The organism is Nostoc sp. DedSLP04 (genome assembly GCF_034530775.1).
GTDB lineage: Bacteria > Cyanobacteriota > Cyanobacteriia > Cyanobacteriales > Nostocaceae > Nostoc.
Genome location: NZ_JAVRCL010000045.1, coordinates 1 through 21,779 on the forward strand (window position 1 = coordinate 1; position 21,779 = coordinate 21,779).

At 39.7% G+C, this 21,779-nt stretch carries 15 protein-coding genes; 10 read left to right on the forward strand and 5 right to left on the reverse strand.

Annotated features, from left to right (window positions below; all coding sequences use genetic code 11):
* Positions 1–907: 907 nt before the first annotated feature.
* From rtcA to RMX89_RS23255, 3 genes are all read right to left on the reverse strand, one after another.
* A complete protein-coding gene (gene rtcA / locus RMX89_RS23245; RefSeq protein WP_322690600.1) occupies positions 908–1,957 on the reverse strand; it encodes an RNA 3'-terminal phosphate cyclase in 1,050 nt (349 codons plus the stop codon).
* Between the two features lie 145 nt (positions 1,958–2,102).
* Complete coding sequence (locus RMX89_RS23250) at positions 2,103–3,449, reverse strand: FAD-binding oxidoreductase (RefSeq protein ID WP_322690601.1); 1,347 nt, start codon at positions 3,447–3,449, stop codon at positions 2,103–2,105.
* A gap of 180 nt (positions 3,450–3,629) precedes the next feature.
* Positions 3,630–4,292 (reverse strand): GIY-YIG nuclease family protein, encoded by a 663-nt coding sequence (locus tag RMX89_RS23255; protein ID WP_322690602.1) that lies wholly within the window; start codon positions 4,290–4,292, stop codon positions 3,630–3,632.
* Between the two features lie 171 nt (positions 4,293–4,463).
* Here RMX89_RS23255 and RMX89_RS23260 point away from each other — a divergent pair, with 171 nt between their 5' ends.
* Positions 4,464–5,390, forward strand: a complete 927-nt coding sequence (locus RMX89_RS23260) for a sugar ABC transporter permease (protein WP_322690603.1) — start codon at positions 4,464–4,466, stop codon at positions 5,388–5,390.
* Positions 5,391–5,455: 65 nt separating this feature from the next.
* On the forward strand, positions 5,456–6,283 hold the full coding sequence (locus tag RMX89_RS23265) for an Rpn family recombination-promoting nuclease/putative transposase (protein WP_322690604.1): 828 nt from the start codon (positions 5,456–5,458) through the stop codon (positions 6,281–6,283).
* Positions 6,284–6,297: 14 nt separating this feature from the next.
* On the opposite strand, the gene RMX89_RS23270 is transcribed toward RMX89_RS23265, so the two are convergent.
* Complete coding sequence (locus tag RMX89_RS23270; RefSeq protein WP_322690605.1) at positions 6,298–12,351, reverse strand: translocation/assembly module TamB domain-containing protein; 6,054 nt, start codon at positions 12,349–12,351, stop codon at positions 6,298–6,300.
* Positions 12,352–12,809: 458 nt separating this feature from the next.
* Between RMX89_RS23270 and RMX89_RS23275 the strand changes: the two genes are divergently transcribed.
* Together RMX89_RS23275 and RMX89_RS23280 are read left to right on the forward strand one after the other, a co-directional pair.
* Positions 12,810–13,994, forward strand: coding sequence for a tyrosine-type recombinase/integrase (locus RMX89_RS23275; protein ID WP_322690606.1), 1,185 nt, complete (start codon positions 12,810–12,812; stop codon positions 13,992–13,994).
* Between the two features lie 451 nt (positions 13,995–14,445).
* Positions 14,446–15,504: a hypothetical protein gene (locus RMX89_RS23280; protein WP_322690607.1), complete on the forward strand. Its 1,059-nt coding sequence runs from the start codon at positions 14,446–14,448 to the stop codon at positions 15,502–15,504.
* Between the two features lie 233 nt (positions 15,505–15,737).
* On the opposite strand, the gene RMX89_RS23285 is transcribed toward RMX89_RS23280, so the two are convergent.
* Positions 15,738–15,932, reverse strand: a complete 195-nt coding sequence (locus RMX89_RS23285) for a hypothetical protein (RefSeq protein WP_322690608.1) — start codon at positions 15,930–15,932, stop codon at positions 15,738–15,740.
* A 122-nt stretch (positions 15,933–16,054) separates the two neighbouring features.
* On the opposite strand from RMX89_RS23285, the gene RMX89_RS23290 reads away from it, so the two are divergent.
* The 6 genes from RMX89_RS23290 to RMX89_RS23315 all read left to right on the forward strand — a co-directional run bounded on the left by RMX89_RS23290 (position 16,055) and on the right by RMX89_RS23315 (position 21,693).
* A complete protein-coding gene (locus RMX89_RS23290) occupies positions 16,055–16,432 on the forward strand; it encodes a hypothetical protein (protein ID WP_322690609.1) in 378 nt (125 codons plus the stop codon).
* A gap of 488 nt (positions 16,433–16,920) precedes the next feature.
* Positions 16,921–17,349 (forward strand): DUF3110 domain-containing protein, encoded by a 429-nt coding sequence (locus RMX89_RS23295; RefSeq protein ID WP_322690610.1) that lies wholly within the window; start codon positions 16,921–16,923, stop codon positions 17,347–17,349.
* A gap of 156 nt (positions 17,350–17,505) precedes the next feature.
* Complete coding sequence (gene murQ / locus RMX89_RS23300) at positions 17,506–18,432, forward strand: N-acetylmuramic acid 6-phosphate etherase (protein WP_322690611.1); 927 nt, start codon at positions 17,506–17,508, stop codon at positions 18,430–18,432.
* Between the two features lie 606 nt (positions 18,433–19,038).
* Positions 19,039–20,238, forward strand: a complete 1,200-nt coding sequence (locus RMX89_RS23305; protein ID WP_322690612.1) for a response regulator — start codon at positions 19,039–19,041, stop codon at positions 20,236–20,238.
* A gap of 494 nt (positions 20,239–20,732) precedes the next feature.
* Positions 20,733–21,095, forward strand: a complete 363-nt coding sequence (locus tag RMX89_RS23310; protein ID WP_322664528.1) for a response regulator transcription factor — start codon at positions 20,733–20,735, stop codon at positions 21,093–21,095.
* 124 nt (positions 21,096–21,219) lie between these two features.
* Positions 21,220–21,693, forward strand: a complete 474-nt coding sequence (locus RMX89_RS23315) for a chemotaxis protein CheW (protein ID WP_322685189.1) — start codon at positions 21,220–21,222, stop codon at positions 21,691–21,693.
* Positions 21,694–21,779 lie beyond the last annotated feature (86 nt).

Below are 21,779 nucleotides of genomic sequence, written 5' to 3' on the forward strand. Positions count from 1 at the left end.
AGTTCAAACATTCGTCCAGAAAGTTCAAACATTCGTCCAGAAAGTTCAAACATTCGTCCAGAAAGTTCAAACATTCGTCCAGAAAGTTCAAACATTCGTCCAGAAAGTTCAAACATTCATCCAAGAGCATAATTTACTAGATGCAAGAGTCTCATACCCGATTGGGCATAACCACAGTCAACAAAAAATATCTCTGTATTTAGTGCCCCATACCCCATGCCCAATTCCCAGTCTTTTGTATTTGCGATCGCAAACTGACTTAACTTAAATATATACCTTTAGTAGAGGTAAATTCAAAGGCTATATTCGATATTTAATTAAATAGTAAATATTAAGAACAACTAAACTCAGTTTTAACTCTACTTGCGATCGCCTTGTAAATTTGTCATTTGCTTATTCTTACAACAAATCTGGCTTTACAGGATTGATTGCAAATGTCCTAGAGTGAGTATCAAAAGTTCTCTGTTTTTACTTATATAAGCTCCTTTGCCTCATTTCAGCTATTAGAAATGAGGCATTTCCTATGTTGCTATACACCCACGCATAATTTTGTCAACGGGAATATAGGCCAATACGGTTCAGTTAAGCAAATTTATCTGTTAAGGCAGGGGGAGCAGGGGAGGCAGGGGAGGCAGGGGGAGAGAAAAAGCTTAACTGAACTGTATTGGAATATAGGCAAAGTGTTATAGGACTCATATTTGATTTTTGAAAAAAACTCAGTACACCTTTATTCCTTCTTCCCAGTCCCCAGTCCCTAGTCCCTACGATTAATTCAGAAATCAAATCGGATTGCTATAGTATTGCAAGGTATTTTGCTTAACCTAGTATATTGACTTATCTCTAAACTTGAATGTGGCATTGATACTACAAAAATCAAGGCTCTTAAGAAAGTGTTTAGTCTTTAATCTTATTCACTAATTACAGGACTCACGGACACGATTTTCTCAGCTTCATTTACTCTAATCTCCGCCAGCCCAAACTGTTCAATAACTGCTGCATTTGTTGTCAAATGCCTACTCACTTCAGCCACTCGATAGTGACTTTCTTGTGAAGCTAAAGCAGCCGGCAATAATAACTGATCTGCTAAATGTTCATCCACCGGTGCGCCGGTGTAATGAAACTCAAGCAGTTGCTGACAAGCAATCTCTGCAACTGTTTCCGCCGACAACCGCAAACGCCCAAATCCACCAAAGCCAGTTAAGCTATTCTGATACTCAGCAGTTAAAAAAATACCCGCCCCAGGTGCCACACCTCTTTCTCGTAAAGTCTGTACAGTAACCTTTAAATGAGCTTCCCGTAACAAATTTTCCGCACGATTCGCCATCCGTTGCGGAATATGGGAAGGCAATTCCGTCACCACTGCTAGTCCTCGCACCTGTTGTAAATCGCCCCGTTCCAGCAAGTCGATCCCACCGAGTTTACCACCGCCATCCACCTGTAACTCTACCTCTCCGCCACCTTGGGGATACCACCCCCAAGCGCCTAACTTGACTTGGGCCTCTACACCCATGCGTTGCAGTATGGGCAGATAAACTTGCTCAATATACGTCGCTGTCGGGCTAAAATTCACATGAGTTCCACCCTTTAGTGTCACCAAGGAATTGCCAGATGCTAGTGCCAAAGGTAAGAGAATTGTTTGAAGAACTAGAGCGATCGCACCCGCAGAACCACCTTGTTGTGCTTTACTAACATCAAAGGTATAAATTCCCGCTTGCACAGCACTACCTGGGATGAATTCTAGCAGCATTGAACCCAAAGCATCACCTCGTAGTTGGGCATTACAAATTCTCGCCGCCGCCCGAACTGCTGTTAAGTGTTGCGCTGCTAATCCTGGCTTTTTGCGTCCAGCGCGAATGCCTGTAATTCGTATGGGTTCGCCGGTAATGGCGGCTAGACTTAAGGAAGTGCGAAGAACTTGTCCGCCTCCCTCTCCGTAGGAACCGTCAATTTCAATCATGGGCGATTATTGGAATGTTGGATTTTGGGTTATCCCCACGGCTGTTAAAATCAAACCACAAATTATAAACGCCCAACAGCTAGCTTTTTAGAGAGAGGTTACACAAATATACAGAGAAATTTCTGATATGTGTTTCTGTAGTTTGCTAATTTTGAGTATGGAATTGAATAACCTTGCTTTTACCGGGGTTCATCAACCCATAAGGATCGACTATTTCTTTAAATTTTAACTGCTCAGGATCGATAAATTTTCTGCCGCCGTCTTCAATAATATACGTATGAGGATTGGCAATACTCACACCCTGTTCTTCGTGATAGCGGATAATTTCATTGAGGCGTTCTTCTGTGGTGTAACGCACAAGTTGCAATGCACCAGGAACTACGACACCATTCACCCGAAAAAATTCTAAATGCATCATTACCTCATCGCCGAAGTAATTATACATCTGCTCTACTAGTTGCAAATTGCCATCATTAGGAAAGAGACTTTGTAAGTATGTAATCCCAGTATCTACACTCCGGGCAAGTAAGGTAGTGTGGTTCCAGGAAAATTCCGCTAAATGTGTACCTTTAGCTGCTTCCTCAGCTGGTTTTTTATAGGTAATTTGTCCGCCGTATTGCTCCACCAAAGCCGGTAAGAATTCCAAACTCGGTTCAGAAATTATCAAGAATACTGAGTGACTTCCTTCAGGAATATACTCTTGTACTGCGTGAAAATATTGGGAAATTGAAGATGCAAAGACAGAAATTAACTTCTTAATCATGCCATCAGCATTACCAATTGCCTGACCAAACTTTGCTGCTGTCATAAAGTCATCAAAGGTGACAATGACTTCTGCCCAAGGATAAGCTGGCCCTAAAGGAATTTCGACTTCAGTGATGATGCCATTAATTCCCCAAGCATGATTTACCTTTTGGACATCATCGCCGCGTAATGCGATCGCACGGGGTTCATCTTCTACAGTTACCACTCGCAATGCTAAGATATTACCGCGATCGGCTAGTAACCCATATTGGATCGAGCCAATACCGCCACTTCCCCCAGCAATAAATCCGCCAATTGTCGCTGTGCGGTACGTAGAGGGTGCCATACGAATTTCCCAGCCGATTTCTCGTGTTTTTTTATCCAAAGCTGCCAACTTCACCCCAGCTTCTACCCGCGCCACCCCCGGTTTCACCCAAAGAATCTCTTGCAACCGCGTCATATCTAAAATTACGCCACCGTGCAAAGGTACACATTGCCCATAGTTCCCAGTTCCCGCACCTCGCACAGTTACAGGTATACGATGTTTTGCACACGCAGCTGCAACTTTTAAAACCTCTGCTTCATTCGCGGGACACACTACGAGATCCCCAACTTTTCCCTCTAGTTTCGACACTAACACAGGGCTAAAAGTGTGATAATCCTGGGATAATTTTGCGACTTGAGTAGAGTCAGTAATAGTTTCTATACCTTTTAGAGAATTAATCAGAGCATCTAATTTTGTCGTCATATATATCCTTTTTTAACGCAGAGGAACGCAAAGGTTTACGCAAAGGAACGCAAAGAATTCACTCCTCTGCGAACCTTTGCGCTTCCCTCAGCGCCCCTTTGCGTTTTAAAATCTTCTCATCTTTCACAAAACTTTCATGCCACTTACTCAAAAAGTCAGACGCACTCAAGCAGACAAAAATCAATACTTAGTTTCCTGTGTCTGTGCGTCAATAATTACACTCCAGTCATCGTTTTTCACAGCAGCTTCAAGTTGACGTTGACGTTCGGCTTCACTCGCATCTATTGTTTCTAACTCTTTAGAAAGGGTTGTATCAGCCATTGCTTTCCGCAGTTTTAGCTTTTTCTCCTCGTAGGCTTGAAGTTGGGCTTCTGACATTACCGCCTTAGTAGCTTCACCTACCGTACTAGCCCACATTCTGCAATCAGTTGCATTACCAGGTGGCGTACTTTCAAGTTCTGCTATCCACGCATCTCGCAAATCTTCCATTTCTTGACGTTTGGGAAACTTGAATGCTTGCACGCGTACAAAAGCACACTTTTGCTCGCCATTTTGGCGAAGATGGCTGTTTAGGGAAAGCAACACATTCCGAGAATAGCCAATGTACTGCGTGTGACGTTCTGCATCTAATACTGCGTAAACTCCGGCAATTTTAGCGTTTTGAGCAGCTACACTCCAAGCCTCAAAGCCAATGATTTCAGTACCATTGTTTGCCAGTTCAGGAGTTATACTCACCTCAATGGCGGCGTGTTCGTTGTCAGAACTATACAAAAAATCATGCAGTCCACGGTGGTTTATGGGGACATTTTGATGTTCAATTGGCGGATTGTGCTGAGTTTCCATTGCAGTCGATCTCCAAGTTATTAATTAGTGATGTCTACGACAAACTTCTCTACGAGAGGCTACGCCAATACTTACGCAAGCAAATATATGCCCTTAAAATATTGAAGCTTAAATCTACTCACATCTTCAAATTCTTGTTTTGACAAAGCAAAAACAACTATTAAACTTCTTATGAATCAATTGATACCTAAAAATTGGATGTTCATCAAACAACGGCTTACCCCTTATTTATTTTTATTACCCGCCTTAGTTCTTTTAGGCTTAACAGTCTTTTGGCCTGCACTGCAAGCGTTTTACCTCAGCTTTACCAGTTATGAAGACATTGCCCAGCCGCCACAATGGATAGGTTTAGCCAACTTTCTCAAGCTTTGGAAGGATGCAGTTTTTTGGAAAACTTTGGAAAACACTTTTTTATATCTTGTAGGTGTAGTACCAATTTTAGTAATCGCTCCCTTAGTACTGGCAATTTTGGTAAATCAGAAACTGCGGGGAATGAATTGGTTTAGAGCAGCGTACTACACTCCAGTAGTAATTTCAATGGTGGTTGCGGGAATAGCTTGGAAATGGCTATATGCAGAAAACGGATTACTGAATCAGTTATTTAAAGCTTTAGGTCTTTTTCCAGAAGGTATTCCTTGGCTAACTAGCCCAGCAAAAATTCTTGGCATTGTACCAATTTCTCTTGCCAGCGTCATGGCTGTCACCGTATGGAAAGGATTAGGCTATTACATGGTGATTTATTTAGCGGGGTTGCAATCAATTCCCGCTGATGTGTACGAAGCCGCAGCCATTGATGGCTCTGATGGTATTAGCAAACATTGGGATATTACCATACCTTTAATGAAGCCATATTTAGCCTTAGTGGCAGTAATTTCGGCTATTTCTGCGACCAAAGTGTTTGAAGAAGTCTACATTATGACTCAAGGAGGCCCACTCAGTAGCTCAAAAACGATTGTTTATTATTTATATGAGCAAGCCTTCAATAACTTGGAAATTAGCTATGCTTGCACAATTGGTTTAGTACTATTTTTGATAATTTTAGGATTATCAATTTTGCGATTAGCTATTAATCAGCAAGGTGATGATATCACAATTTAATAAATTTAGAAAAATCATCTTCTCTCAGCCCCGATAATCTGAAAATATTCAAATATCGAGAGTGCATGAAAACAGACACGATTTTTTACACCTTATTCCAAACTCTTCCAGGTGTATTATTTGAACTTTTGGAACAATCGCAAGCTTTAGCATTACACTACCAATTTACCTCAGTAGAAATCAAAGAACTAGCACGTCGTATCGATGGCTTATTCTTACCCAAACCTGACTACCCAGAAGACACAATCTATTTTGTTGAGGTACAGTTTCAGCGCGATGATGATATTTACTGGCGAATAATCACAGAAGCTTTCCTCTATATCAATCAATATAAACCTCAACGTCGCTGGCAAGCAGTATTACTTTTTGCTCAACGTAATCTCGATCCAGGTATACCATTCATTTATCAAACATCATTAGCTCCACAGCAAATTCGTATAATTTATTTAGACGAATTAGATAATGTACTATCATCTTCGATTGGGCTAGGCATAATTAAGTTAGTAGTTGCAGCCGAAGATCGAGCCGTACAGCAAGCGAAAAACTTGATAAAACAAGTACAACAAACGGATGAAGCTAACCGTAGCAATCTTTTAGAATTAGTAGAGAGAATGCTTATCTACAAATTTGTAAACAAAAGTCAACAGGAGTTAGAAGCAATGTTTGGATTAACCGATTGGAGACAAACTAAATTTTACCAGGAAGTAAAAGAAGAAACAAAGCAGGAAGTAAAAGAAGAGGTTCGCAAAGAAACAAAACTCAATACTATACCCCGTCTACTTAAGTTGGGTTTAAGTATAGAGCAAATTGCTGAAGCATTAGAATTGGATGTTAAACAGGTACGACAAGCTATTGAGAAGCAAGGAGAAGAGGGAACAGGAAGTAATTCGTAATTGAAGAGATTTATTTAAAACCGCTTTTGATATTCCACTACAGCACGACTGTCATCGGTTAAGTTAGTGGAGGCACGCACGCGAAATTCATTGTTTATCCGGTAATTAATACCCCATTGGAAGGGATCGTTTGTTGTCAAAATTTTAATACTGGAAACGGATATTTTGGAAGAAATGTCAACCCCAGCCTCCGCTGCTAATTCTAAAGTTGAATTGCTTCTTCCAGCTTCGGGATTCTCAGAAATAACGGTAGGAAATATCCGCAGTTCGCTTAAACCAAAGGTACTCCCAATCTGGTTAAAAGCTGACTGAAAATTGTTAAATACAGCCGAACCTGCGATGTTAATCAGACCTAAAGTACTGTCTGCACGCCCTTGGGTGTCTACAAATCCACCTCCTAAAAGAGCAACAATTTCAGTTTGACTACGTGACGGACTACTTGTTAATTCTAGATTTTCATTTAGTTTGCTAGCTAAACCGTTGATAGTAGCTTCAACTCGAACACTCTCTAACGCTGATAAACCTGTAGAATTTACTCGGCTGAAGTCATTACTTTGAGTTACATCTAGTACTTTGGCAAATAGCCGAATATCTAAGTTGGGGTCGCGGGGTTGAGAAGGACTAAAAGTTGCGGTGTGTTTATAGCCACGAGCAAGGTTAAATTGGGTAGTAAATAAATTTACCCCTCCTTTTTCTAACTGGATGGTACCATCGGGTATCGGCTGATTAATTAAGCCGTTAACTATGAGATTACCGCTGGCACGGAAGTTGAGAATAGGGTCACGGGTAATTTGGACGTTTTTACCTAGTTCCAAATCTAAATTATTAAATCTGGCGTTAGTATTTCCCGTGCTATTTCCAATTTCAGATTTGCTCTGCTTATTATCTTTTGTAGGTGATACGCCAATACTACCATTTTCAGATGTCGTAGCGTTGGTAGATTCTGCCAGCAATACTTTACCATCAAATAAATCTACTCTACCGCCAATTATGGGGTTAAGGGCAGAACCAGTAATCTGCAAATTGCCACTAGCGCCTCCTTGGTAAAGTCCCTTGAGATTCAACGCTAACTGATCGAGATTAACAGTCAGGGGATTTTTGATAGTTACGTTCTCATTGTTGAAAATGGGAATTTCACCAGCGGCTTTTACCGTCCCACGGCTAAATCTACCTTGAAGATTTTCTACTAAGATGCTGTCAAAATTAAACAGAACTCTACCTGTGACACCTCTCAGCTTACGTGGCAAAGCCTGGGCTGAAAAAGTAGCATCATTGACAGTAGCAATTCCCTGTACTTGGGGTTTTTGCAATGTTCCCCGCACTTTCAAGTCTACTTCTCCTTCACCTTTCTCAAATAACACTTGATTATTCAATGCGTTTAACAGCCCCAATCCCTCGTTTTCTAACTTCATATCCAAACTGATTTGATCGCTGTCTGGTGCGACGGAAGCAAAAGGCAATTTATAAGGAATGCTGCCAGTAATATCAACAGGTTTTGGGCCAGCAATTGCTACAGTACTACCAAAGTTTAAGCGTCCGTTGGCATAGCTGAAACTTGCTCTTGCTGATTCTATTTTGCTCTGATTTAATATTCCTTCGGTGATTTGCAATTCCCCTCTAGCTTGGGGATTAGCAATGCTACCTGCTAAAGCTGCTGTACCATTAAGATTACCTGTGATTCCAACTGGTAGTTTGACAACATTATTCAATAGTTGTACCGGAAAATTATTCACCCGCAACTGACCAGATTGTTCATCACCACCAACGTTACCCGTAAAGGCAATCAGTCTGTTTTTAGACTGGATTCGTAATGGTCGCAAACTCAAAACACCATTTTCAAAGTTACCTTCGGCAATCACTCGATCGGCAGTATAAAAACGATTTCGTTCTTCCTTTTTACCCCAGGCAAAGTCTTGTCCATTCAAATTAAAATCTACTGATAATCCATTAGCTGTAGCTGTATTTACAGCCACTTCCCCATTGAAAGTTCCTTTTAAGTCTGCCAAATCCGGTATTGGAGTGGAATTAAGTCGCTGTTCTTCCTGTTCTGCCAGCAAAGCTTCAATTTCAGAAAACCGTTGGATTTGGGTTAATAAGGGTTCATTTGGCGTTCCTTGGGGGTTGGTAGTCAGATCCGCTGCGGTGCCGTAAATTTCTGCCGAACCACCTGGCAAATTTTGTAAATCAAATACCTTGGCTACAGCTAGAACATCTTGGATCTCACCCTGCTTGACGTTCAATTTCCCTTGTAATTTAGGCCCTTTAGGGCTTTGAGCCACAGTCCCAACAAGGGCGTAGCTACTTTTTCCTTTGACAAATTCGCTACTAGTGAGTGTAGCTTTACCGTCACTGTAGCGGAATTGAGCAGCTATTCGATCGCCTTTAACCCGGCCAATTTGCGGATTAGCGATCGCTAAATTCCCCGTTGTTGCCAATGTCTGCTGATTAAACAGCAAATCCCCAGTTAACAACCCAGCTATCTTACCAGCACCCAATCGAGTAATCGGTGGCGGCGTCAAATTCAATATTTGTAAGGGGAAATTGGCAAGTTTCAGCGCCCAATCATTTCCTTGAACATTACCTGTGGCTGATGCTTGCTGCCACTTAACTAAGAAAGATTTCGGGCGATTATTGGCATCTAAATTGAAGTTCAAGCGATCGCTATTACCTGCCAAGTTTAAACTCAACCCACGTCCCTGCGCTGAATCGATGTTTCCAGTTAACAACGGCTCAAAAGCAATATCTTGAACAACCAAGTCTCGTAAGTTGATTTGCCCTACTACATTTGGTAAGGGCAGTTTACCTGTGATTTGACCATTAAAATCTACTCTCCCCCCCACAGCAACTTGATTGGGAAGATTGATTGGTAACTGTTTTAAGTTGTAATTCTGCGCTTGGACATTGAGATTTAGGGCAGTAATTTCCGGTATCCCTGCTGATTTTGCATTGGCTAATATATTACCAGTAACACTTAAACCGGGAGCAGTGGCTCGCTCAATAGTTAGCCTTTCACCACTCCAAGCGATCGCAGCCGTCAGAGGTCGCTCTAAACCAGGGATACCTTGAGATAATTGCACCTGTCCAGCTGCACGCACATCAGCTAATTTGGACGATCCAAGCGTACCAGCTAATTGCAATTGACCGCCAAACTGACCTCGTAATTGCTGATTGAGCCGATTTAATTCCACACCGGCAGCATCGACGACAGCTTGATAGCGACCATTAGCTACTTGGATATTAGAGGCTGCGATCGTTCCACCTGCAACATCCAGCCGTCCCTGACCGTTAGCTTGGATAGTTTGTGGTTGGAAAGAATCAACAGAACCCGCCACGTTTGCTTGACCAGTTAACGTCCCTCGAAACTGTGGTGGTACTGCTGCTAACTGCTGTAACGGTACATTAGTTGCCTCAACTTGCGCCTGGTATACACCATTACCCACTTGGATATTAGAGGCTGTAATAGTTCCATCTGCAACATTTATCCGCCCCTGACCGTTGGCTTGGATCGTTTGCGGTTGGAAGGATTCAACAGAACCCGCCACGTTTACTTGACCAGTTAACTTCCCTCCAAACTGCGGTGGTACTGCTGCCAACTGCCGCACAGGTACATTGGTTGCCTGAACTTGCGCCTGGTATACACCATTACCCACTTGGATATTAGAGGCTGTAATAGTTCCATCTGCAACATTTATCCGCGCCTGACCGTTGGCTTGGATCGTTTGCGGTTTAAAAGAATCAACAGAACCCGCTACATCGAACTTACCAGTTAACGCCCCTTGGAACTGCTTGGGTACTTTTGCCAACTTTTGCACAGGCACATTCTTAGCCTGAACTTGTGCCTGATATAAACCATTCGCTACTTGAATATTAGAGGCTGTAACCGTACCGCCACCAATAGCAAGGCGACCCTCACCACTGCCACGGAAGGTTTTCAGGCTGAAATCATCTCTGCTACCTGCGATTTGGAACGTTCCCACCAAAGGATTATCTAAAGCTGGGGGAGACTGTTTCAATATTTGTCCCAACCGCACGCCATTAGCTACCAGTTGAGCCGAGAAACTTTGGTTTTGCAGTTGGATATTAGAAACTGCAACTGTGCCGCCACCAATTTGAACTCCTGCACCATCACTGCGAATTGTGGCAATTTCAAATGGTGCTGTGCTGCCTGAGAGGATGAGACGACCATTGAATTGTGCCCCAGCCAAAGAGACATTTTGCAGTTGACTTTTGTCTACAAAGGGTTCTAATTTTACCCCAGAGGCAACAGCCAGAGCTTGCCAACGCTCATTGGCATAACTACCAGTTGCCCGAACTGTACCACCACTTATATTCAGAGCCACATTACGGAAAGAGACGGTGCGATTTGGAGCGATCGCAACTTCACCAGTTCCGGGGTAAGTTCCATTAGGAGCTTGGAACTGTACCACGGTTTGGACATTGGTAGGAGCGCCAGTTAGTTGAGCTGTAGCAGAGACATTGCCGATTTGAAAGGTAGGTGTTGTTTCGTAGACATTTGCGATCGCATCCCCTGGAACATTCTTGGCAGCGAAATTTAAATCCAGTCGCGGATTTTTACCAAGTCTAATTGTACCAGCGCCCGTGATTTCACCACCAACTTTGGCTTTACCTTGAATATCTTTTAAGGTAATTAAAGAGGAACTAGTAGCAAGCTCAAACTTACTACTGATGCTATTAAAATCAACTTTGTCAATTCTGGCAGTTCGGATTGTGGCAACTGAGCCGGAGAGTATTGGCTCTTTTGTCGATCCGGTAATTTGCAAAGAAGCTTGTACTTGTCCAGCGATCGCTACAGGTAATTTTACCTTGAGAGTCTCTTGGGCATTCGCCAAACTCACCGCATTTACACGCGCTGCCAACTTCAAGCCTGCTTTCGTGTCGACGATTCCCGTAGCCACTAAAGGAATTTTGCCGTAGTTGCTAGTCACATTATTTAACTGCAACTCTGTTCCTTGGAAGTGGAGGTTTCCTTGACTATTGCTCAACAGTTGCGGGACTTTGGGTATTTGCAGCGTTACCCCTTGCACAGTAGCGTTGCCAAACAATAGAGTTTGCTGTCCTGGTGTCAACCGAACTAACAAATCGCCATTGGCTCGACCCGCCTGTAAGTTAATTGGTAACTTAATCAACCGAGTAATATTCTCAGCCAAAAAATCTTGTGCTTGCACCTGGAAAGTCCCTGCTAGCACCTTAGAACGTGTCTCTCCCTGAATGGAAATATTACCACCACTGTCTGCTTGACCCCCGACTTCAAACCGGATCAACTGATTATTTGCTAAAAGTTGAGCAGAACCATTGAGTTGAGAAAATAGCACCGGCAATTGCTGAGTGTTGTTAGCGGTAGCAGGGCGTTTATCCAGTACTGAATTAGAATTTGGGTATTCTCCCTTGCCCCCCTGCCCCCCTGCTCGCTGGTCACTGAGCGTAGCCGAAGTGCTGCCCCCCTGCCCCCCTGCTCCCCGGTCACTGAGCGTAGCCGAAGTGCTGCCCCCCTGCTCCTCTACCCCCTCATCTCCCTCTACTCTCTCATCCGGCATCAAGGCCAGCTTGGCATTACGAAACCGCAGGTAGTCCAAATCGGTTTTAATTGCACTGCTTCCACCTGACGACGTAATGGTAGTGGAAACCCAACGCCCTTGGTCATCCTGGTCAATGTAAATATCTGGGTTGACTAAAGTTACATCTAGCTTTAGATGGCGATTAAAAATTAGTTGTAACAGATCGAAACCCACCTCTACAGATTCGACTGTGGCCCGATCTGCATCTGTGGGTGTGGCTGGGATAGCTGAAGCCCCAAACTGTACTCCTGTCAACGAAAATTGTGTGACTCTTCCCAGTTTTACCGGACGGTTGAGTGTAGTAGTCAAACTTTGTTGTGCCAACGGCGTTAACTCTGTTTGGACAAAAGTCCACAACCGCCAAATACCAACGAGAACTCCTAACAGCAAAAGTCCACTCAAGGCAATGCTACCCCGACTCAACACCAGCAACCACAAACGTTTGCGGATAGGGGAGGGGGAATGAATATCTTGATTGGTAGATTTAGTCATTTGCTTTCACTGTATTAATTGCCGGATCTCGCTGGCACACACAAGCATTAACTGGCACATTGGTTCAGTATGCCATTTCCAGGATACGCCAACTAAACCCAAGACCCCATTGGTTGAGTTACGGTATTTTCTCGATCCAATACTTATGCTTAATAATATTGGCGTTTTCAGGAAAATCTGAATAGAGTGAAAATTATTCCTGTGACTTTCCTTGAGGCACAATCTCGAACTTTAATATGAATAAACCTTAAAAAGGACAGATGATTACACCAAGGCGTCAAATGATACTCATAAGGTATTCTAGTATTTAAGCAGTTATTCAAAAACTGAAATAATAGAAATTACTATATAATTACTAGATGTACTCAAAACGTCCAAATACTAAGGGTTCTAGCCGATTAGCCGATGTAAACGTAGGAACTGACAAAGGTTCTCTCCGGCTTCAGTTCAGTACTAGGGTGAGTCAGGAGTTCTACGGCAAACGTCAAGCATATAAAGGATTAGGTAGAAGTGATACCCCAGAGAACAAGCAATGGGCTGATGGTATAGCTAGGCGGATACAAGCTGATATCGACCATCCAGACGGAGGATTATTCGATCCTACCCTAGCTAAGTATTTGGATATCAAGCCGATGTTAGCCACTGTTACTCAGTTACCGACTGCGAGAGCATTGCCTACATTGGGAGAGTTGTGGAGTAAATATATCGCTTGGAAACTGCAAACACAACAAATTGCTGAGTCAACACATAGGACACTATACCAAACTACTTACACTACATTGCTAACACCTTTTTTGGAACAAGAGTTTGGAGAAGAAACAGCAAGTTTAATTATTAATACATTGAATGCAAAAAAAACTGGTAAGCACTTAATAAAAACTTTGTACGGTGCTTTGTCTTCTCTTTCCTTATGGGCAATTAACAATAATTTAGGAATAAACCGAGATTATTTTAACGAGATTAAAGAATCTTATCGACTGCCTAAAAAATCACAACAGTTACAAGAGGAAGAAGATTATAAAGCTTATACACTGGAAGAGAGAGATATAATTATCAATGCATTTTATGAATCAAATAAAAAACACGAAATAGAAGTTGCGAATTTAATTGAATTTTTATTTCTTACTGGATGTAGACACGGAGAAGCATTCGCACTTAGATGGAAAGATATTAAATTTGATTCAGGATGGATAATTTTTGGTGAAAGTTATTCTTATTCATTGAAGAAAACTAAAACCACTAAAACAGAAGTAATTAGATGGTTTAAAATGAAAGGTATGAATAGATTAATTAATCTATTAAAAACTTTGAAAGAAAAAACAGAAAATGATGATGAATTAGTTTTTAGTAACAAAGGCAAATACTATGACTCACCTAAGATTAGAGTAGCTTGGAACCATAATAACCGTGTGAATGAGGACGGAAAGGCTTATAGTTATCCTGGGGTTGTTAGTAGACTCGCTACTCAAGGATTAATACACGGTTATCTTAAACCCTACTCTACTAGACATACTTTTATTAGTATTCAAGCTAATAACGGTGCTGACTTGGGTTTATTAGCTGACAGTTGCGGCAACAGTGTAGACACTCTTATTAAGCATTATCTACAACCGGATAAGGAAAGAGTACTGAAAGACATCTAAGTAAATAGAGAAGTGTAGTTGAAATTACTCCAAGTAGAGACTCCAAGTAAATTAAAAACCTCTAGGAATAAGCCTTATAGCTTTAACGTAAGGTAACGACGAAATCGGAATTAAAACGTACCAATCAAGCAACTTTCTGGCTTAGGCGTTTAACTAAAAAAAGCCAGAAAATCGCTGGCTTTTACCTCAAAAAACTACTCTGGATCTAAAAAAGATTATTTTGATTTATCGGTGATGGATATACAGAGGTTTTTAAAAGTCCTGTTTGAACAAGTTCATAAATTCCTTCATTTTATGCTATGTTATACTAGTTAACTTAATTTTGCATAAAAGGGTATGAAATATTTTAATTTTTGGTTGTTTTAATAAATTAGCAAATATTAAATCTGCTAATTGCATTTAGTTAAATAAATTAGCCATTTTTCAGAGTTAACCTAAATGAGGTAATGAGATGCAAACCTTTCAACTAATTGAAAGTTTTGAGTTTTTACAAAATTTGCTAGAAAAAGATGAGAATAAATTAGCATTTGAATTGCTGCTTTTTTTGGCAAATCCACGCGAAAATGACACTGCTGACGCTTTAGAATATCTTGGAGATATTCTTCAAAGAATAAACGCTATATCTTACGTCAGCATTGAAGCCTATCTATCAACTTTAATAAGTGAAATAAAATCACGTGTAAAACCTAAAGTTTTTTTTCTAAACCTTGAAAGACTACAAGAAGATTACATCTCATTTCTAAAAAAAACAAACCAAAATAGTGAAATAGAAAGTTATATTCGTTCTCAGTTTTCCCTATTGGAAGAGGCATATGAAGGGTTTCTTAATGGGTCTGATTATAGATCAACTATCCATTTAATTATTTGTGCAAAAACTTTTTTAAATACTTTATCTACTTTTACTCAAGTTAATAGTTTTATCATTAATAGTCTTCAACAAAATTATGATTTTGAACTTGATGAAACTTTAAGGTCTTTTTCTCTTTTTATAGATTCTGATTATACATTTAAAGAATTTATACAAAAACTAGAAGCGATTCAAGCGCTGTATTCAGAATTATGCTTTATTTCTGATATTCCTGAGGTTGATTTTCCTCTAAGAATAATTAAGATAGAATCTGGTAGTTTATGGCTTAAAATCTTTGGAGAAACTAAAGTTATAGAAACAATTATATCTTTAATAAAAGACGCTAAGGAATATGGCTATAGAAACTTAACTAAAGAGGGTAAGATTGAAGCAGAGCAGCAAAATTTTAAAGCTCTAGAATCAGCTTTAGAACTTAGAAAAAAGTTACAGGAAGCTAACATTGATGTTGAAGAATTTGATGAAAAAATAAAAAAAAGTTCTATTGTAATCATGAACAATCTTAATACTCTTTTGTCTGGTGAAAATAAAATAGAACTAAATGGTGAATTAATAGAATCAGATGACACAACTCAGAAACTTTTAAAAGGTAGTAATAAATATTTGCTTGAAGGTTCCAAAGATGCTACAGAGGATAATGAGTAGCTTAATTGAAAATAATCAGGTGTCCAAACGTCGTAGGCTGTGGATCACAGGGTCTACAATTAACAGTGAAAATCAATCAGCACAGATGGGCTAAGGTTCTCACGCAGTCATAGGTACAGCTATAAATTTAAGGCTAGAGTCAATTTCCTAACCCTAGCCTTAAATTTATTATTTATATGTATTGCTTTTCAACTATCTGTAGTTTAGACAGAATCTTAGAAATAAAGCTCTAATTACTGTTGCCTTCCTTTCTTTTCGTCCAGTGCTTTTTGAATGGCTTTTCTACAAAATTCAGGAGGATTGTCTTGCGCTTTGACCTCCTCTTCCATTGACTTAGTGACACGAATAGTAAGTTTCCCATCTAGAGGTTCTTCTCTGTCAGATTTAATTGGTTCAAAATTTTGAGGATTACCTTTAGGGTTAGGCATTGTTGAGAAATATAAATAACACTTGATTCGATGTCTACCGAAGAATAGAGTGTTTAATCGGTGGCAATACCAGTCTCGCAAACAGTTCACCACCGATACCACTTTTAGAAAATGGCTACTCTATGTTTACACGAACGGAACTCGAAATCAAAACTATCCAAGAGTTACGCGACTTGTGCCGTCGATACGGTCTTAAGCCTACTGGGAACGCTGGATATAAGACTAGCTACGTTACTTCACTTATAGCCTTCCCTGCGATCGCACTTAACCAGATGCAAGAAGGTAGAGGATTAAGACGGTTAAGTTTTGAAGCTTTCCAAAATATCGGCGCTGCACTCGATCAAATGAATTCTCCAACTGATGAACAAGCAGCGCTTATCAAAATCACGATGGAAAGACGTTCACTTCATCCGCCTCAATCATGGGAACAGCAAAAGCTTCTCAATCTCTACATAGCTAAACAAAAGCTAGAAGAGGTGATGTACTTATTGGGGGAATAGTTAACTCAAAAGCTTAGTTAATAGCAAGGACTCTAGATAGAGTCCTTTTTTTGTGCATATTTTGGAAATACTTAGAATACTACTTGGAGTTTTCAGGAGATAACAGACATATAGATATAAAAATAATATTTTTGTACTAGTTTCCTACTCATTCTCAATAGCAAGCGATAATGACTCTCACGATACTTTGATTAATGCCAGAAATGCCCTATAACCGGGTAGTGGTAAGGGAATGATGAAACCTATCAGCAAGCGAGAATAGAGGGCATAGCGTCAAAAATAGCTGTAATCCTTGTGTGGTAATGTGTGAGATAGACTCAGAGTACTAGTTAGAGAAATAAAGGAATAATAGGTATATGAATATTATTAAGAGAAAATTACTAGAGTAAAAATCATGTAAATAGTAGTTCAAATGTACTAAAAAGGTTAAATACTAGAAAATTAATAGAAGATAGTAAAATACAACCTGAAAGTATTGGTTTAACGTTATGATTACGCCTATGCGTGTTTTTGTGTTAATTTTTAATGCTCGAACGGAAAATGAGGGGATTCACACGATTCGGGAAGGCGATCGCAATAAAATTCTGATGTTCGAGTCAGAAGATGATGCCACGCGCTTTGCCCTGATGTTAGAAGCTCAGGATTTCCCCGCACCCACACCGGAGCCGATGGATGCTGAAGAAATCAAGGAATTTTGCGAAAGTGCTGGATATGAATGGGAAATCATCCCAGAAAACAGCAATTTAGTTGTAACTCCCCCAGAACTTAACGTCGAAAAAACTGACTGGCAAGAAGATGCCCAGAAGGAGGATACTGTTGAAGACACTTTCCCTCTCAATCAACAGCCGCTAGAAGAACCAGAATTGTCTGATTCTGAATTAGAGAAGATGCGTCGCAAATTGGAAGGGTTGTTGTAAGTAGTCATTAGTCATTAGTCATTAGTCATTAGTCATTGGTGATTAGCCATTGGTCGCTAACTGACTAATGACAACGGACATAGATAGATGCCCAAAGAAAGGGCGGCGTAGGCTAGAACAAAAGACAAATGACAAATGACAAAGGACAAATGACAAATGACAAATTTGCAAGAACGCGGGCATCTTTTAACTGAGCTGGTCAATCCTAATAGTCTGAACTTAGACCAGCTTAGTTCCCTAGAATTGGTGGAGTTGTTTAATGACGAAGACCAAAAGGCTGTCGCAGCAGTTGCAGCAGCGAGAATTCAGTTAGCAGAGGCAATTGAGCGCACCGCAGAGCGTTTGCGTCACGGAGGACGCCTATTTTATATTGGTGCAGGTACAAGTGGTAGGTTAGGGGTTTTAGATGCTGCTGAGTGTCCACCTACTTTTTGTACACCCCCAGAGTTGGTACAGGGGATTATTGCTGGTGGTGCTGGCGCACTAGTACGCAGTTCTGAAGATTTAGAAGACAGTATTGAAGATGGTGAAGCGGCGATCGCAGGGCGGCACGTTACCCAATTAGATGTCGTAGTTGGCATTACTGCTGGTGGGACAACGCCTTATGTCCACGGTGCGCTTCATGCTGCTCGTCAGCGAGGAGCTATAACTATTTTTATCGCCTGTGTTCCTGCTGAACAAGTTAGCTTTGATGCCGATATTGACATTCGTCTATTGACAGGCCCAGAAATAATCGCCGGCTCAACTCGCCTGAAAGCTGGTACAGCCACTAAACTAGCTTTAAATATTCTTTCTAGCGGTGTGATGGTTAAGCTAGGCAAAGTTTATGGCAATCGCATGGTGGATGTAGCAGTAACAAATCAAAAATTACGCGATCGCGCTTTGCGAATTTTGCAAGACCTCACAGGTTTAAGTCGGGAAGCTGCTGGTTTTTTACTAGAACGTAGTGGTAAATGGGTTAAGCTGGCGTTATTGATGCACTGGACTGGTTTGGAAAAAGACGAGGGCGATCGCCTTCTTTCAGAACACCAAAGTAATCTCCGGGCAGCTATTATCAGCTATCAAAACCACAAGCAACCTTGAATAAATTGTCTAAATAAATACTTTATAATCTGGCTGCTACTTGTTTTAGTAGCACGCCTTTTTTTAAGAATAATATTCCCTAGAAAAACTGAAATTAATTAGCATAATTAAGAATAGTAAATTTAAATAAATATTTAAACCTATGTTGTCAATGTGAATAACAAAAGTAAAACTCTTTAGAGACTGCTAGTATTTTTTAAACTAAAATTCAGAATTTATACGGATATGATTCAGTATGAAAATTCTTAAAATGATATATAAATACATCATAATCTCGACTATGGCAACCTACTTTAGTCATAAATATTAGCAGAAAAGTAAACTCTGCCAATAAAGACTCTATGCTAGATAAATTATTTACTAGCAATAGTTTTGTCATGTTAACATCTGTCTTGCTTTTAATAATCTTGATTTAGACTGCTATATACCAAATGCATTTGCACTTATTCACAGCTATATAGCTAGAAGACTGTGACGGAAGTGTTGCCTACCTTTGACAAGTGACTTAAGAAACTTGTCTGGTTAATTGACATGGTAGGTAGATTTACGCTGTGCTCTACTAGTATTGGTTTTTAATAGCTAGCTTTTTAATAAAAGGAACAAACTATGCCCCATCAAGAACTTATTTCAAATAACCTAGTAAATGAATTTAAAACTTGTACTCAGTTGCAATACAATGGCAAATTAAATATTAAGAGTTCCAAGGGCAGCCAATGGACTTTTTACTATCGACTGGGACGGATAGTTTGGGCAACAGGAGGAACTCATCCCTTCCGACGTTGGCGTAGACATATAGCCCAGAATTGTCCCCAGATTGATGTTGATAAGTTGCAGTTACCGATGCAAGACCTATCAATTGATTACTGGGACTATAAACTGATAGAAGTATTTTATAAAAAACAGAAAATTCAGAGAGAACAGATTCAATCTATTGCGGAAAATACAATAGCAGAACTATTGTTTGACCTAGCTTTGCAAGGAAACTTTGCTTCTCTAAGTTGCAATCGCAACCAAGAAGTTATCTTAGAAACCCCAATGAGCTTCACGAGTTCAGAAATGTCTGTAAAGCACATGCAAGACTCATGGAAAATTTGGTCAGAAGCAGGTTTAGCAAATTTTTCTCCTGACTTAGCACCAATTCTACGACGACCAGAACAACTTGAGCAGATGGTAAGTCCATCTGTCTACAAAAACTTTGTAAATTTAATCAATGGCAAATTCACTCTACGAGATTTAGCCATGAAAATGAAGCAAAGTGTATTGCCACTGACCCGTTCATTGCTTCCTTATATCCTTAAAGGAATCATCGAATTGATAGAAGTACCTGATTTGCCTTTAAGAATTACTGAAGTTAATAATAACTTTACTACCACCCAAGCAAAAAAGCGAATTGCTCCACTAGTAGCTTGCGTCGATGATAGCCCTCAAGTATGCAAAATGGTAGAGGATATTGTCACTTCCAATGGATTGAGATTTATCAAAATTCAAGATGCTGTACAAGCTCTACCAACCCTGATTCAGGATAAACCAGACCTGATTTTCTTGGATTTGATTATGCCAGTTGCTAGTGGTTACGAAATTTGTACTCAGCTACGACGAATATCTACCTTTTCTAACACACCAATAATTATATTAACAGGCAGTGATGGCCTTTTAGATAGAGTTCGTGCCAAAGTAGTTGGTTCTACAGATTTTCTCACTAAACCTGTAGTGGCTGATAAGGTAATGAGTATAATACGTAAATATTTACCTACACAAAGCGTATCCAGCGATAAGAGAAAGTCTAGTTTAGAGGTTTGTAATTAGAGAGACTTAGAAGTAATTTTTGGTTTTGAATTATTCCTCAAAATTTAGAGACTTTTATACCTCAGTAAGAATTAAATTATTGAGGTTAAAAAACTTTAGATGAAGTCTATTGTTCAAATTATTTATTTGTCGACTAGGTTGGAATTTTAGATATAAAATCACCTTTAATTTTTTCGTTATCAATCATGTTTCAAGTTTGAAAATTCAATCCAAGCTTGAAAGTTTAAATTAGTTTGTCAAACTATTTTATATTAAAAATTTTATCTAAAATAATATTTATTACGTACTTTTTCTGAGGTTGATAAATAAAGATTGAATCAAAATTAAACAAATACAATTTTTTGTATTTATAGCAGTCCTATTTGATTTGTGAAATATTGGTTAGGGCAAAGGGGTTAGGGCTAGTCTCTAGTCCCTTCCATGTCTTTTTGAGGAATCATTGAGGATTTGTATATTTTGTTTACACTTTGAGAAAAAGTTAACGAGTAATTGCCATGAATACTGTTTTAGTTGTTGAAGATGGCTTAACAGATATGGAAATAATCAGCCGTTACTTGCAACAGGCAGGTTATTCTGTGATTAGCGCCACTAGTAGTGAAGAGGCTCAAGACAAAATAGATAAAAATAAGCCAGATTTAATATTTCTCGATGTAATTTTACCAGGGAAAAGTGGCTTTGAAATTTGCCGAGAACTGAAAAATAATCCTGATACTAGCAAGATACCTGTGGTTTTTTGCTCTACAAAGAATAGTGATGTAGATAAAATTTGGGGTAATATGTTGGGCGCTGATGGTTATCTATCAAAACCGATCGATCGCGACGAACTAGTGGTAATTTTAAAGCGATTACTTAATTAGTAAAAATCTCATAAGTCAACAAATCATAGAAGTTACTATTTTTTAGATAGAATATCTCCAAAAATCAACAATAAATGCAAATAGTGGCTAGAGATAAATCATCAAGGACAAAGGATCGATAGCTTTGGAAACCCAGCAAAAGTTTTTAAGTTTTAATTTGGGAGTAAGTGATACAGCCGTCATTTCTCTACAACACATCACAGAAGTTTTACAAGTATCATTACCAGAAGTATGTGGTGTTCCTCAGATGCCAAGCAGCATTTTAGGTATTTATAACTGGCGTGGTGAGATGCTTTGGTTAGTTGATTTAGAGGCAATGTTAGGTTATCCTCCTATTTCGCAAGGGCCAAATTTACTTTCAAAAATGATGGCAATTGTTCTGGAAAATAAGGGTAAGTATTTGGGACTTTTGGTACGACAGCTAATAGATATTGAATGGCTAGATACTAAAGAAATGAAACCTGTAACTGCTGAATTATTTTATCCTAAACTATCACCTTTTTTACAGGGATACTTTATTAATGATTCAGAGAATATAATTTTTAATTTGGATGCAAAAACTATTCTTCAAGCTCCAGCATGGGGGATTCATAATTGAATATTTAGTAAGATGTAATTTTTGAAAACTCCTAATTCTTAATCAGCAAATACCAAATAAATATTGCTTGCCACATATCCATTTAT

Bases quoted from the DNA above. Each gene is read 5' to 3' on its own strand.
- rtcA (WP_322690600.1), bottom strand. From the start codon at position 1,957: ATGATTGAAATTGACGGTTCCTACGGAGAGGGAGGCGGACAAGTTCTT.
- RMX89_RS23250 (WP_322690601.1), bottom strand. From the start codon at position 3,449: ATGACGACAAAATTAGATGCTCTGATTAATTCTCTAAAAGGTATAGAA.
- RMX89_RS23255 (WP_322690602.1), bottom strand. From the start codon at position 4,292: ATGGAAACTCAGCACAATCCGCCAATTGAACATCAAAATGTCCCCATA.
- RMX89_RS23260 (WP_322690603.1), top strand. From the start codon at position 4,464: ATGAATCAATTGATACCTAAAAATTGGATGTTCATCAAACAACGGCTT.
- RMX89_RS23265 (WP_322690604.1), top strand. From the start codon at position 5,456: ATGAAAACAGACACGATTTTTTACACCTTATTCCAAACTCTTCCAGGT.
- RMX89_RS23270 (WP_322690605.1), bottom strand. From the start codon at position 12,351: ATGACTAAATCTACCAATCAAGATATTCATTCCCCCTCCCCTATCCGC.
- RMX89_RS23280 (WP_322690607.1), top strand. From the start codon at position 14,446: ATGCAAACCTTTCAACTAATTGAAAGTTTTGAGTTTTTACAAAATTTG.
- RMX89_RS23285 (WP_322690608.1), bottom strand. From the start codon at position 15,932: ATGCCTAACCCTAAAGGTAATCCTCAAAATTTTGAACCAATTAAATCT.
- RMX89_RS23290 (WP_322690609.1), top strand. From the start codon at position 16,055: ATGTTTACACGAACGGAACTCGAAATCAAAACTATCCAAGAGTTACGC.
- RMX89_RS23295 (WP_322690610.1), top strand. From the start codon at position 16,921: ATGATTACGCCTATGCGTGTTTTTGTGTTAATTTTTAATGCTCGAACG.
- murQ (WP_322690611.1), top strand. From the start codon at position 17,506: ATGACAAATTTGCAAGAACGCGGGCATCTTTTAACTGAGCTGGTCAAT.
- RMX89_RS23305 (WP_322690612.1), top strand. From the start codon at position 19,039: ATGCCCCATCAAGAACTTATTTCAAATAACCTAGTAAATGAATTTAAA.
- RMX89_RS23310 (WP_322664528.1), top strand. From the start codon at position 20,733: ATGAATACTGTTTTAGTTGTTGAAGATGGCTTAACAGATATGGAAATA.